General features: G+C 72.3%; 11 protein-coding genes. 6 read left to right on the plus strand and 5 right to left on the minus strand.

The annotated features are described in order from the left end of the window. Positions 1-65: 65 nt before the first annotated feature. The 4 genes from KBZ10_RS01335 to KBZ10_RS01350 are packed head-to-tail and all read right to left on the minus strand — an operon-like array spanning position 66 to position 4,702. Positions 66-848, minus strand: coding sequence for an ABC transporter permease (locus KBZ10_RS01335; protein ID WP_210985567.1), 783 nt, complete (start codon positions 846-848; stop codon positions 66-68). After that, positions 835-1,617 carry an ABC transporter permease gene (locus KBZ10_RS01340; RefSeq protein ID WP_210985568.1) on the minus strand — a complete coding sequence of 261 codons (783 nt, stop codon included), beginning with the start codon at positions 1,615-1,617 and terminating at the stop codon, positions 835-837. Before KBZ10_RS01340 ends, KBZ10_RS01335 begins: the two co-directional genes overlap by 14 nt. Next, complete coding sequence (locus KBZ10_RS01345) at positions 1,610-2,578, minus strand: ABC transporter ATP-binding protein (protein WP_210985569.1); 969 nt, start codon at positions 2,576-2,578, stop codon at positions 1,610-1,612. Before KBZ10_RS01345 ends, KBZ10_RS01340 begins: the two co-directional genes overlap by 8 nt. An 18-nt stretch (positions 2,579-2,596) precedes the next feature. Further along, positions 2,597-4,702, minus strand: coding sequence for a PhoX family phosphatase (locus KBZ10_RS01350; RefSeq protein WP_210985570.1), 2,106 nt, complete (start codon positions 4,700-4,702; stop codon positions 2,597-2,599). 201 nt (positions 4,703-4,903) lie between these two features. Between KBZ10_RS01350 and KBZ10_RS01355 the strand changes: the two genes are divergently transcribed. The 4 genes from KBZ10_RS01355 (at position 4,904) to KBZ10_RS01370 (ending at position 9,559) form a co-directional block, all read left to right on the plus strand. Further along, entirely contained in the window at positions 4,904-5,323 is a 420-nt protein-coding gene (locus KBZ10_RS01355) for a phosphopantetheine-binding protein (protein WP_210985571.1), read from the plus strand. 94 nt (positions 5,324-5,417) lie between these two features. Further along, the gene (locus KBZ10_RS01360; RefSeq protein ID WP_210985572.1) at positions 5,418-8,087 is read left to right on the plus strand and encodes an amino acid adenylation domain-containing protein; all 2,670 of its coding nucleotides are present in this window, start codon (positions 5,418-5,420) and stop codon (positions 8,085-8,087) included. A gap of 7 nt (positions 8,088-8,094) precedes the next feature. Next, the gene (locus tag KBZ10_RS01365) at positions 8,095-9,114 is read left to right on the plus strand and encodes a thioesterase domain-containing protein (protein WP_210985573.1); all 1,020 of its coding nucleotides are present in this window, start codon (positions 8,095-8,097) and stop codon (positions 9,112-9,114) included. A gap of 7 nt (positions 9,115-9,121) precedes the next feature. After that, positions 9,122-9,559 carry a MaoC family dehydratase N-terminal domain-containing protein gene (locus tag KBZ10_RS01370; RefSeq protein ID WP_210985574.1) on the plus strand — a complete coding sequence of 146 codons (438 nt, stop codon included), beginning with the start codon at positions 9,122-9,124 and terminating at the stop codon, positions 9,557-9,559. A 47-nt stretch (positions 9,560-9,606) separates the two neighbouring features. Here the strand turns inward: KBZ10_RS01370 and KBZ10_RS01375 are convergent, their stop codons facing one another. Further along, on the minus strand, positions 9,607-10,608 hold the full coding sequence (locus KBZ10_RS01375; RefSeq protein ID WP_210985575.1) for a Gfo/Idh/MocA family oxidoreductase: 1,002 nt from the start codon (positions 10,606-10,608) through the stop codon (positions 9,607-9,609). 139 nt (positions 10,609-10,747) lie between these two features. Between KBZ10_RS01375 and KBZ10_RS01380 the strand changes: the two genes are divergently transcribed. Together KBZ10_RS01380 and KBZ10_RS01385 are read left to right on the plus strand one after the other, a co-directional pair. Then, positions 10,748-11,548, plus strand: a complete 801-nt coding sequence (locus KBZ10_RS01380; protein WP_210985576.1) for a class I fructose-bisphosphate aldolase — start codon at positions 10,748-10,750, stop codon at positions 11,546-11,548. Beyond that, complete coding sequence (locus KBZ10_RS01385; protein WP_210985577.1) at positions 11,541-12,656, plus strand: 3-dehydroquinate synthase II; 1,116 nt, start codon at positions 11,541-11,543, stop codon at positions 12,654-12,656. Before KBZ10_RS01380 ends, KBZ10_RS01385 begins: the two co-directional genes overlap by 8 nt. The last annotated feature ends 1 nt before the right edge of the window (position 12,657 follow it).

The following is a 12,657-nucleotide window of genomic DNA, read 5'->3' on the forward strand; positions in this document are numbered from 1 at the left end:
GCGCTACCGGGGCGGTCCGGTCGGGCAGCCGGGCGACCGGCCGGGTACGGCGGTCGGCCGGGCCGTCAGGCGAAGTCGTCACCGCCGCCGGCCCGGGCACGGCGCACCTGCCAGGCGACGACCAGCCAGGCCAGCAGCAGCCAGGCGGCGCCGACCGCCGCCTCGGCGAGCAGGTGACCGGCCCAGGGTTCCCCGGCCATGCCGCTCCGGACGGCGAGCAGTCCGTTGCGCACGGGCAGGACGGTGCCGAGTGCGTCGACCCAGGGCAGGCGGCCGGGCGGGAGCAGCACCCCGCTGGCAAGGAGCACCAGGTAGGCGAGCAGGTTGCCCGCGAGGCCGTCGGCGCGCCGCCCGACGGCCAGGGCGGCGCCGGCCAGCCCGGCCGCGCTGGTCGTCCACGCCATCAGGAGGTAGACCGGCAGCCAGGGCAGCAGCGCGGGCAGGGTGCCGGTGAGCCCGGTCAGGGGTGCCACGACGACCATGGCGACGACGCAGTAGAGGAGTCCGAGCCCGGTGTAGGGCAGGGAGCGCACGAGGAAGACGGGGAAGGCGGGGAGCCGTCCGCCGCGGATCCGGTAGAAGGTGCCGGACCATTTGTCGAGCATGGGGACGTCCATCACCGCCACCGCTCCCGACAGGGTCAGGATGACGGCGAGGGAGCCGATGAACGCGAAGGCCGGATCGGCGAGGCCGATGACCCTGCCCAGCACGGTGAAGAACAGGCACTGCAGGACGGCGCGCGGGAGCAGGGCCGTCAAGACGATCACGGGCGGGTTCTCGACCCGGAACTCCCACCAGCCGAAGCGTGCCACCACGGAGAACCGCCACAGCGTCTCAGACCAGTTCAAGGGTCCCCTCCTTGCGTGCGCGGTCCACGACCCGGACGAACGAGGCGATGGCCAGGGCGAAGTAGCCAGCGGTCAGCGCGGTGAGCATGCCGAGCGCACCGAGGTCGACGTGCCCGGCGGCCGCGCCGGCCAGGAACTCCTGCGCCCAGCTCAGGCTGATCAGCGTGGAGATCCAGCTGACGGAGCCGGGGAGCAGGTCGGAGGGGACGAGGAGACCGCCCAGCAGGAACACCGGGTACATGAGGGCCGCGGACACCTGGAAGCCGTACTGGGTGAGCAGCAGCACACAGGCCAGCAACATGCCGAGTGCCGCCCCGGAGACGACGGTGACGGCACTGCCGAGAAGCAGCCACCCGGGATGGGCGAGGGTGATCCGCACACCGGTGAGGAGGAGGGTCACGGTCACGGACGCGGCGATGACGGCGACTCCCCGCAGGGTGGCACCGAGGCATTTGCCGAGGAGGACGAGGAAGCCCGGGCGCACGCTGGTGACGCTGGCGGCGAGTGTGCCGTAGTGGAGTTCGAGGCGGAGGATGCCCCCCGCCACCCAGACGGTGCTGGCCCACAGCGAGGTGAGGAGCACGCCGATCGTCCATCGGGTCACGGTCTCGGCCGACTGGTCGGACCGTGACCCGACCGTGACCAGGATGAGCACGACGGGCTGGACGACACCGATGACGAGGCCGAGGTGGTTGCCGCTCATCTCCCGGATCTGCATCCGGGCACAGGTCCACAGGACCCAGGCGGTACCCGCGATGCGGCTAGCCATGGCGCGTCCCCCCGAGTTCGAAGCAGGCGTAGGCGTCCTCCAGGCGGAGCGGTGCCACGTCCATGACGAGGATCTCGCTGCTGTCGACCAGGCCGCTGAGTCGGCCGAGCGCCTCGGCGCCCCAGTCGCGGACCCTGAGCCGGGCGGTCCAGACGGGCCCGTCGGTGGTGACCTCGTCGACGACGAGGCAGTCCCCGTCGCCGGCGGCCGCGTCGCGGGCGGGCGCGGGACCCCGGCCGCGCACCGTGACGGTGGCGATGTATCCGGCGGTCTTCGCGAATTCGGGGACGGTCATCGAGTCGATGACCCGGCCGCCGTCGAGGAGGACCACCCGCCCCGCGAGCCGCTCGATGTCGAGCAGGTAGTGGCTGGTGAGGAGGACGGACACGCCCTCGTCGCGCAGTCCGGCGACGACGGTGCGGACCCGCTCGGCCTCGACCGGGTCGAGGCCGACCGTGGGCTCGTCGAGCAGCAGCAGCCGGGGCCGTGCCACCAGGCCGATGGCCAGGTGGAGGCGCTGCTTCATGCCCTTGGAGTACGTCTGCACGGGCCGGTCGGCGGCTTCGGAGAGGCCCGCCTCGGCCAATGCCCCGTCCACCCGTGCGGCAAGTCCGCGGCGGCCGTGGCCGCCGAGCATGGTGAAGAAGACGAGGTTCTCCCGCCCGGTGAGCCGCCGGTACAGGCCCCGGTCACCGCCGAAGACGGCGACGGTGCTGCGCCGGACGGCGTTCACGTCCCGCACGACGTCGTGGCCGAAGACCCGGACGGTGCCGCTGGTGGGCAGCAGGAGCGTGCTGATGATCTGGGTGAGGGTCGTCTTGCCGGCGCCGTTGCCGCCGAGCAGGCCGACCACCTCGCCCTCGTCGACGTGGAAGGAGACCTCGCGCAGCGCGGTGACCTCCTTGCCCTTCTCGCGGAACACCCTGCCGAGGTTCTCGATCTCCACGGTGGGTCGGGACATGTCCTTGTCTCCCTGTGCTCAGTGCCCGGCCGGACGGCCGTCGGTGCGCCAGGCGCAGACGACGGAGGGGCGCGGCACCCCGCCGTCCGGCCACGTGGAGGCGGGCTTCTCGTAGCTGGAGCCGTCGACCTCGCCGGGGTGCTGGATGGCGGCGAAGACGGTGCGGCCGTCGGGCGTGATGTACGGGCCGCACACCTCGGCACCCACCGGGGCGCTGAGGAACCGGCGCACGCGACCGGCCTCGGGGCCGGACAGCGCGGTGGCGTACAGGCCGTCGTTGGCGTCCAGGGCGTGCGCCGAGTCGGTGGCGATCCAGAGGTTTCCGGACCGGTCGAAGGTGAGGTTGTCCGGCGAGGAGATCGGCGAGACGCCGCTCTTGTCCCGGCCCATGAAGTGCGTGGTGGGATCGGAGGGGTCGCCGCAGACGATCGGCAGGGTCCAGCCGAAGGCGTCGGCACCGTGGTCCCCGCCGTCCTCGGTGATCTCCAGGATGTGGCCGTGCTTGTTGACGGTTCGGGGGTTGGCCTCGTCCGCACCGGGGTAACCGGCGGCTCCGCGACGGGTGTTGTTGGTCAGCGAGGCGTACACCTTGCCGGTGATCGGGCTGGCCTCGACGTCCTCGGGGCGGTCCATCTTGGTCGCCCCGGCACGGTCGGCGGCTTCACGGGTGTAGATCAGCACCTCTTCGAGGGTCATGCCGGAGACCATGGACCGGCCGTTCTCCACCAGCGGGATCCAACGGCCCCGGCCGTCGAAGGAGCCGTCGGAGGGCAGGGCCCCGCTGCCGTCGATCTCACCGGCGCTGCTCGCCGAGAGTTCGGCGGCGTACAGGGAACCCGACTCCAGGAGTGTCCTGTTGTGCGCGCGGGCGCGGGCCGAGAGCCCGGGGTCGTACGTGCGGTCGGAGACGAACTTGTAGAGGTATTCGAACCGGTCGTCGTCGCCCATGTAGACGACGACGCGTCCGTCGGGGGCGATGGTGACGGTGGCGCCCTCGTGCTTGATGCGGCCCAGCGCGGTGTGCTTGCGCGGCGTGGCCTCGGGGTCGTATGGGTCGAGCTCGACGATCCAGCCGAAGCGGTGCACCTCGTTCGGGTGCTCGGCGAGATCGAGGCGTTCGTCCACTCGGGACCAGCCGCGCGTGGTCATGGGCGACTTCACGTCGACGCCGTAGCGGGCCAGTCTGGTCTTGAGCTCCTCGGGGGCCTGGGCGCCGTTACTGAAGCAGTAGTTGAAGTTCTCCTCGCCCGACAGCACGGTGCCCCACGGCGTGACGCCGCCGGCGCAGTTGGCGAGGGTTCCCCACACGGTGCGTCCGCGGGGGTCCTCGGCGGTGCGCAGCAGCGGGTGTCCGGCGGCCGGGCCGGTGACGGCGAAGCGGGTGGTGAAGCGGGTGACCCGGCGGTTGTGGCGGCGGGCGCCCTCGCGGGCCAGTCGCCAGCGGCCGGTCCCGCGGTCCCGCCGGATCTCCACGACGGACATGCCGGAGGCCTCGACGGTCGCCCGGACCTCCTCCTCGGAGAGCGCGTCCAGACTGGTGAAACCGGGGAACATCAGTTCGGGGTTGGTGTACTCGTGGTTGCACACCAGCAGGGCGCGGTCACCGCGGTCACCGCGGTCGTCGCCGGGCAGCGGGAGCACGGCGACGTAGTCGTTGTTGTAGCCGAAGGTCCGGGCCTGCGCGGCGGCGGTGAGCCGGTTCGGGTCGAGCGGCCGACTGCCGGGGGTGACGGGATCGCCCCAGGAGACGACGACGGCGTGCTCGTAACCCTCCGGGACCTTGACCGCGTCCTCACGGGTGGGGGCCACCGGCGCGAACGACGGAGCGCGGGTTCCCGCGCCCGCGGACCCCGCCCCCGCGCGGCCGGCCGTCGCACCGGCCCCGGCAGCGGCCGCGGCGGGACCGGCCGCGAGGCCGCCCGCCGCGGCTCCGAGGACCAGGGCGCCCGCGCCGCGCAGGGCACCGCGGCGGCTCATCCCCTCGGCCACCACGTCACCGAAGTACGGGTTGCCCGACGCGTTGGGTGCGGGGTGGGCGCAGGCGTTGCCGCACCGGTACAGACAGGTCATCGCGGAACGCCCGCGGTGCTCCCCCAGGAGCGGCAGGAAACGTGGTTCTCCCATGGCCAAGGCAGCTCTCCCTCACGAGGCACGAAAGTGGGTGTCGTCGGCGGACTGCGAGAAGGGCAGTGCCGGAGTCCCCATGGAAGGCCAGGTCACAGGGGTGGTCAACGAGGGCGGCAACTTGTGGCCACGGCTGCGGGAGGCTCCGGGCCCGGACCCACGATGGCCAGATCCCCCGGTCCGCACGAAAGGAAAGGTCCCGTGCTGGAAGCAGATCTGCGCACTTATCTCGAACAACATCTTCCGCATTACATGGTGCCCACGCAGATCGTCGAACTCGACGAACTGCCCCTGACGCCGAACAAGAAGGTCGACGCCAAGGCACTCCCCGAGCCGCTGACGAGCGGGTCCGCGGCCGGCCCCGCGGTCGCGCCGCGCGACGAGCTCGAGCGCTCCGTGGCCTCGGTCTGGAGCGAGGTGCTGGGCCAGGAGGACATCGGGGCCAAGGACCACTTCTTCCGGCTGGGCGGGAACTCGTTCCACCTGGTGCGCGTGGTCGCCCGGCTGCGCGACGTCCACGGCGTGGCCCTGTCGTCACGCGCCTTCTTCGAGCGTCCCACCGTCGAGGCGCTGGCCGCCCAGATACGGGAAGCGCTGCACGCGGCGGAGGCTTCCCGATGACGCCGTCGGCCCGCAGCCGTGACCGGCGACGCGGGTCGGCGCACCGATCCCACGAGCGGCCCGTCCGGCCCGGGCAGGAAGGCAGGACCGTCCGATGAGCACACAGCGCAGGCTGTCCCTCGGGCAGGAACGGATCTGGCTGATGGAGCAGCTGAATCCGGGCACGAGCGTGGACCACATCGTGATCGGCTACGAGACGCACGGCCCGCTGGACGAGAAGGCCCTCAAGGGTGCGCTCGCCGCCCTGGCCGACCGTCACGCTCCCCTGCGCAGCGCGGTGCGCAGCGTGGAGGGGGTGCCGCACGCGGTGGTGCACGACGGATACGTCCCGGAGCCGGCCGTCCTGTCGGTCGCCTCGGCGCAGGAGGCGCTGGAGCACGCCGCGCGGGACGTGCGCCGGCCCTTCGACCTCGCGGCGCCGGGACTGTTGCGCTCCACCCTCTACGAGGTGACTCCCGAGCACCACCTGATCATCATGACCCTGCACCACATCGTCGGCGACGGCTGGTCGGTGGGGGTGCTCACCCGGGAGCTGGGCGAGGCGTACACGGCCCTGGCCGAAGGCCGCGACTGGACCCCGGAGCCACTGCCGACGGACTACGGCGCCTGGGTGGAGGAGGAGGCCGCCACGGACTGGGATCCGTCGCTGGCCTACTGGCGCGAGGCGCTCCGGGACGCCCCGCCGATGCTCGGCATGCCCCTCGACAAGGCCCGTCCGTCCCGTCTGTCCTACCGCGCACACCAGGCGGTCGGCACCCTGGAGGCCGCTGACAAGGCCGCGCTGTCGGCCTTCGCACGCCGGCACCGGGTCTCCCCCACGATGGTGCTGCTGTCCGCATGGGCGGCGGCCCTCCACCGGCACAGCGGGCAGGAGGACCTGGTGGTGGGCATGCCGGTGTCGGGCCGGGACGCCCCGGAACTGGCCGGTTTGATCGGCCTGTTCATGAACGCGCTGCCGATCCGGATACGGCTGGAGCCGGGTCTCTCCTTCGCCGACCTGCTGCGCCGAGTGCGCGGCACCGTCACCGAAGGCCTGCAGCACCGCAAGCTGCCGTTCGCCAAGCTCGTCGCGGCCCTGCAGCCCGAGCGGAACCCGACGTACGCCCCGGTCTTCCAGACGGTCTTCAACCACGGCTCCTCCGGTGACGGTCTGGTACTGCCCGGCGTTCGTGTGGCACCGGTCCAGGTCGGCGCGGTGTCCTCGGCCGTCGACCTCGAACTGGTCGCGGTCGACAGCGCCGACGACGAGACCACCCGGCTCACGGTCATCTGCGCGACCGACGTCTTCGCACCGGAAACGGCCGAACTGCTGCTCGGCCACGTCCGCGAGCTGCTGCGGCACGCCCTCCGGGCACCCGAGACCGCCGTGGACCGGCTGCAGCTGGCCGGAGACGAGGAGATGAAGCGGACGTCCGCCCTCTGCGCGCCCCCCGCCGTAGAAGTCACCGCGGTCGACGGGGTGCTCGATCTGTTCGAGCGGCAGGTCGCCGAGCGTCCGGACGCCGTCGCCGTGAGCGCGGCGGGTCGCGACCTGACCTACGCCGAGCTCGACCGGGCGGCTGCCCGGATGGCGTCGGCCATGGCCGACGAGGGAGTGGTCCGGGGCGACGTGGTGGCCCTGTACCTGGACCGCTCGGTGGACATGCTGCTGTCGATGCTTGCCGCCTGGAAGGCCGGCGCCGCCTACCTTCCGGTGGATCCCGGCTACCCCCGCAAGCGCGCGGAGTTCGTCCTCGCCGACTCGGGGGCCTCCCTCGTGGTCACCACGGAGCAGGGCGTGATGTCCCTGCCGGACACCGACCTGCCGGTGGCGGTCGTCGAGGAGGCACTGGCCGGGCCGGACGCACCTGCCACGACACGGGCGACGAGCGAGGAGGACCCCGCGTACGTGATCTATACGTCGGGTTCGACGGGCCTGCCGAAGGGCGTGCTCGTGCCGCACCGGGCCGTGGTCAACTTCCTCGCCTCGATGGCTGTCGAACCGGGTCTGACCGGCGACGACGTCATGCTGGCGCTCACCAGCCCGTCGTTCGACATCGCGGTCCTGGAGCTCTTCCTGCCGCTGGTGGTGGGGGCCCGGGTGGTGATCGCGAGCCCGCAGGACGCCCGCGACCCCGAGGCACTGGCGGCGCTGATCCGCGAGCAGGGGGTCACCACCGTTCAGGCGACGCCCATCACCTGGCTGCACCTGGTGCCCGAGCTGACCGGCAACCCCCGCATCCGCCGGGCCCTGTGCGGCGGCGAGGCCGTGAGCCGGGACCTGGCCGACGGCCTGTGCGAGGTGGCCGACGCCGTGTGGAACATGTACGGCCCCACGGAGACGACCGTGTGGTCCCTCTGCGCGCCGGTCACCCCCGGCGCACCGGGCGAGTCCGTCCCGATCGGCCGGCCCATCGCCAACACCACGGCCTTCGTGATGGACGACGGGCTGCACGCCCAGCCGGCCGGAGTCGTCGGCGAACTGTGCATCGGGGGTCTCGGAGTGGCCCTGGGCTACCTGGGCCGTGCCGAGCTGACCGCCGAACGCTTCCCCGGCGGGGAGCTGTACCGGACCGGTGACCTGGTCCGGATGCGTCTGGACGGCACCTTCGAGTTCCTGGGCCGCGCCGACGGCCAGGTCAAGGTGCGCGGTCACCGGATCGAACTGGAGGAGATCGGAGCGGTCCTGCGGCGCCATCCGCGGGTGAAGGACGCGGTCGTGGTGCCCCGTCCCGACACCACGGGCGGGCGGCAGCTGGTGGCCTACGTCGTCGAGAGGAAGTAGCAGCGGCATGACATCGACATTCCGGCCCCGCAGCGGTGTCGAGGCCGAACTGGGCGCGATCTGGAGCGAGCTGCTCGGACACTCCGACTTCGGCGTGCACGACAGCTTCTTCCGCGTCGGCGGGACCTCCTTCGCCGCCGTCCGGCTCCTGGCACGTCTGAACAGCGCCTTCGGGTACGACATCCCGCTGTCCGAGCTGGTCCGCAGCCCCACGGTGGCGGACCTGGCCATGCTGCTGCGGGGCAGCGCGACGCCCGGGCCGGCCGTGCTCGTCCCGATCGACGCCACGGGCGACCTGCCACCCCTGTTCTGCCTGCATCCGATCGGTGGGAACGTGTCCCGCTACGTCGCCCTGGCCCAGGCCCTGGGCGACGAGCAGCCGGTGTACGGGCTGCAGTCGATCGGGCTCGGCGACGGTTCGTCGGCCGTGGCGGACATCGAGGAGATGGCCGCCTCCTACGTCGAGGAGATCGTCCGGCTCCGGCCCGAGGGGCCGTACCGGCTGCTGGGCTACTCGATGGGCGGCATACTCGCCCACGCGTGTGCCCGGCTGCTGTTCGAGCGGACCGGGGAGCAGCCCTTCCTCGCGGTCGTCGACACCGACGTGCGGTACCCCGCCCACTTCGACCCGTGGGACGAGGTGGTGCGGATCGTGCTGAAGGCCGACCGCTCCGAAGTGGACGGTTCGGTACTGCGCGGTGCGGACCGGGACACGGCGGTGCGCACCTTGCACCGGCTGTGCGTGGAGAGGGACGTCCTCAGCGCCGGCTTCCCGGTGGAGCGCCTCGGCGACATCTTCGACACGGTCTGGGCGAACCTCGAAGCCGTGCGGTCCTTCTCGCCCGTGCCGTACCCGGGCGAAATGGTGCTCTTCTGCTGCGGAGAGGAGTCGGACCTGGGCTGGACTCCGTACGCGGGCGGGATCCGGACCCGTGTCCTGGAGGGCGGCCACTTCGGGGTGATGGAACTCGAAGGGGCCACGGCGCTCGCCGCCGCCCTGCGGGAACTGCTGGCCGGCCGGGAATGAGGGCGCGGTGCTGAACCGGTCCTACGCCGGCCGCGAGATCCGGCCCCTCCACGTCCACCGCGTGACGGAGGCCGAGCTGGTCGCGTTCGCCGACGCGGTCGGGGAGAGCCATCCCGCCTGCCGGTCCGCGGCGGCCGCGGCCCGGCTCGGTCATCCCGCGGTACTCGCCGTGCCGACGTACACCGGTGTGCTGGCGCTGCGGGCGGAGCGGGTCCTCTTCGACGACCCGGATCTCGGGGCGGACCCCGCGTCGCTGCGCCACCGCGAGTCGCGGATCACCGCGCACCGTCCGGTGTACGCGGGGGACCTGCTCACCTGCTCGGTCCGGGTGTCCTCGATCGAGCAGGTCGGGGCGAACGAACTGCTGGTCACGGAGGTGGCGATGCGGGCAGGGGACGAACCGGTGGCCCTGGTGCGCAACACCGTCGTGATGGGCGGTGCCTGACGGTCCGCCGCCGCACGCGAGGAGGTCGCGTGCGGCGCGGGACGGCCTCAGTCGATCTCGTCCAGGGCGACCCGCCGGCCCTCGCGCAGCGAGACCCGCACGGCGGCCACCGCGCGCATCGCGTCCAGCGCGGCCTCGGGCAGGCAGGGGTTCTCGCCGCTCCCCCGGCACAGGCGGAGGAAGTCGGCCATCTCTGCCGCGTAGGCGGGCGCGAACCGGTCCAGGAACCCCTCGTAGCCGTCCTCCGGGGCCGGTGCCCGCCGAGCACCGTCCAGCAGGGCCAGCGGGGTGCGGTCCGTCAGCCCGGCGGCGGCGGAGCCCTTCGTACCGAGCAGCTCGACGCGATGGTCGTAGCCGTGCGGATCGGTCCGGCTCGCGGTCAGCACTCCGCGGGCCCCGTCCTCCAGCGTGAGCAGCACGGTCAATACGTCGTGGTCGCCCAGCTCCGCGTAGGGCCCCTCAGTGAGCACGGCCCCGTCCGCGTACACCTCGGTGATCCGCCGGCCGGCGAGCCACGGCACGGCGTCCAGGTCGTGCACGACGCAGTCGGCGGCCATTCCGCCCGAGACGGCGAGGTAGGACGCGGGCGGCGGTTCCCTGTCGAAGGCGGTGGCCCGCACCATCAGGACATCGCCCAGGTCGCCCGCGGCGACGGCCGCGCGCAGCCGGACGTAGCCGGGGTCGCGCCGCCGCTGGAAGCCGATCTGCACACGGGCGCCGGTCCGCCGCACCAGTGTCGTGACCCGGTGGGCCTCGGCGAGCGTGGTGGCGACCGGCTTCTCGCAGAAGACCGCGAGGCCGCGCTCGGCCCCCTCGGCTATCAGTTCGGGATGGGTGTGCGAGGGAGTGGCGACCACCATGCCGTCGCGGACCGCGAGCGCGTCCGCGACGCCGTGCGCCACCCGGGCTCCGATCCGGCCGGCGAGGGCCTCGGCGGCGCCCGTGTCGGCATCGTGGACCACCAGGTCGAGGTCAGGATCGGCGGCCAGGAGGTTGGCGGCGTGCAGGGAACCGATGCGCCCCGCACCCAGTACTGCGATCTGTGTCATCCCGAAAGCGTGCGCGGCCGCCCTGACGGTCCACCGCGCCCTGGCAGCTAACTGCCAGCCCGCTCGACCACCGCGTGACCAGGCAGAAGCTGTTGCTCCATTCAGCCAACGCCGGGACAGATCTTGCAGGAGTGTGGACATGATCGTCAGCGGAAAAGAGCGCAGACTGCGTAGGCTGTTCTCTCCGTTCTCCGGGCGCAGCGTCATGCTGCCCATCGACCAGCCCGTGTCCCTCGGACCGATCCGGGGGATCACCGACCTTCACAAGGCGCTTCCGACGCTCCTGGCCGGCGAGCCGGACGCCGTCATCGCCCATCGGGGCGTCCTCCAACGCATACCGGCCGAACTGGCGGTCCGCACGAACCTGGTCATGCACCTCTCCGCAGGCACCGACCTGTCCGGCCGCGGCTACGACAAGACCCTGACCGGCACGGTCGCCGAGGCGGTCCGGCTCGGTGCCGACGCGGTCTCCGTCCAGGTCACCTTCGGCACGGCCGAGGAGAAGGCGATGCTCACCGACCTGGCCGCGATCGCCGGCCAGTGCTCGCAGTGGGACATGCCCCTGCTGACGATGGTGTACGTACGCGGCGCGGACCCGGTGGCCGACCCGGGCAAGGTCGCGCACGGCGCCCGGGTCGCCGCCGAACTCGGCGCCGACGTCGTCAAGGTGCAGTACACCGGAAGCAGGGAGTCCTTCGAGTCCGTCGTCGACGGCTGCTTCGTCCCCGTGGTCGTCGCCGGTGGCGAGCGCAACGGCGACGAGGACTCCTTGCGCGACACCGTTACCGGCGCCCTGCGGGCCGGTGCCGCGGGCGTCTGCGTCGGCCGCAACGTCTTCCAGCACGACGACCCGCAGCGTGCGCTCACCGAGCTGCGGGCGACCGTCCACTCCGATTCCCTCCTGCTCTCCTACTCCGAGGATGTACCGACCCATGTCTAACGCCAGCGGCGCCATTCCGATCTGGTGCGACCTCTCCCACCTCGGCGAGTCCACTCACGACCGTCTCACCCACGTCCTGCAGACGCCCGCCGAGGGCGTGCTCCTGAGCCCCGGCCAGGTCCCGTCGACCCCGCTGCCGGGGCGGGTGCGCACCGCGGTGCTCGTCCGGGACCCGGCCGAGCTGGAGGGGCTGGACGCCCAGCTCCCGCTGACCGTGATCGCCAAGGACCTCGACGCGCTGGGCCGGCTCCCCCCGGCCTGGCGGCGCGGCCTGTGGATCGAGGTCGACGACGGCGACAGCATGAACGCCGCGGTCGCCGCGCTGGGCCTGGTGGACGTGCTCGTCGTGAGCTTCTCCGACGAGACCAACATCCCGCTCGAACTGATCATCGCCGAGGCCCAGCACCACAGGACCACCGTCATCAAGCGGGTGCGGTCCCTGGGCGACGCCCTGGTGACCCGCGGTGTCCTCCAGCACGGCCCGGAGGCCATGCTGCTCCGCGTCGACTCCCCGGGGGACGTGGCCGCGCTCGGCAACGCCTTCGCCGCGTTCCACACGGAGCAGCTGGACCTGGTGGCCGCCGAGGTCACCGACGTGCGCTCCATCGGCATGGGCGTGCGGGGCTGCGTGGACACGGCGGACCTTTTCGAGCCGGACGAGGGCATGCTCGTCGGGTCGACCTCCTCGGGCGGCCTGCTGGTCTGCGCCGAGGTGCACTACCTGCCGTACATGAACCTGCGTCCCTTCCGGGTCAACGCGGGCGCCTCGCATTCCTACCTGTGGACACCGGGCGGCCGCACCGCCTACATCACGGACCTGCGCGCCAGCGAGCCGGTGCTCGCGGTCAACACCTCCGGCCGGGCCCGCCCGGTCGTGGTCGGCCGGGTCAAGAGCGAGGTCCGGCCGCTGCGTCTGATCGAGTGCCGGATCGGCGACTCCACGATCAACACCATCGTGCAGGACGACTGGCACGTGCGGCTCTTCGACGCCGAGGGCAAGGTCCGCAACTGCACCACGATCATGCCGGGCGACCGGATGATGGCGGTCGCCGCCAAGCCGGGCCGGCACGTGGGCATCTCCGTTTCCGAAATGATTGTGGAGGTCTGAC

The sequence above is a fragment of the Streptomyces sp. F63 genome, assembly GCF_018070345.1.
In the GTDB taxonomy this organism is placed as follows: Bacteria; Actinomycetota; Actinomycetes; order Streptomycetales; family Streptomycetaceae; genus Streptomyces.

What these genes read in the sequence shown, in the direction of transcription:
- KBZ10_RS01340 (WP_210985568.1), bottom strand. Translation starts at nt 1,617, where the DNA reads ATGGCTAGCCGCATCGCGGGTACCGCCTGGGTCCTGTGGACCTGTGCC.
- KBZ10_RS01365 (WP_210985573.1), top strand. Translation starts at nt 8,095, where the DNA reads ATGACATCGACATTCCGGCCCCGCAGCGGTGTCGAGGCCGAACTGGGC.
- KBZ10_RS01350 (WP_210985570.1), bottom strand. Translation starts at nt 4,702, where the DNA reads ATGGGAGAACCACGTTTCCTGCCGCTCCTGGGGGAGCACCGCGGGCGT.
- KBZ10_RS01380 (WP_210985576.1), top strand. Translation starts at nt 10,748, where the DNA reads ATGATCGTCAGCGGAAAAGAGCGCAGACTGCGTAGGCTGTTCTCTCCG.
- KBZ10_RS01360 (WP_210985572.1), top strand. Translation starts at nt 5,418, where the DNA reads ATGAGCACACAGCGCAGGCTGTCCCTCGGGCAGGAACGGATCTGGCTG.
- KBZ10_RS01385 (WP_210985577.1), top strand. Translation starts at nt 11,541, where the DNA reads ATGTCTAACGCCAGCGGCGCCATTCCGATCTGGTGCGACCTCTCCCAC.
- KBZ10_RS01345 (WP_210985569.1), bottom strand. Translation starts at nt 2,578, where the DNA reads ATGTCCCGACCCACCGTGGAGATCGAGAACCTCGGCAGGGTGTTCCGC.
- KBZ10_RS01375 (WP_210985575.1), bottom strand. Translation starts at nt 10,608, where the DNA reads ATGACACAGATCGCAGTACTGGGTGCGGGGCGCATCGGTTCCCTGCAC.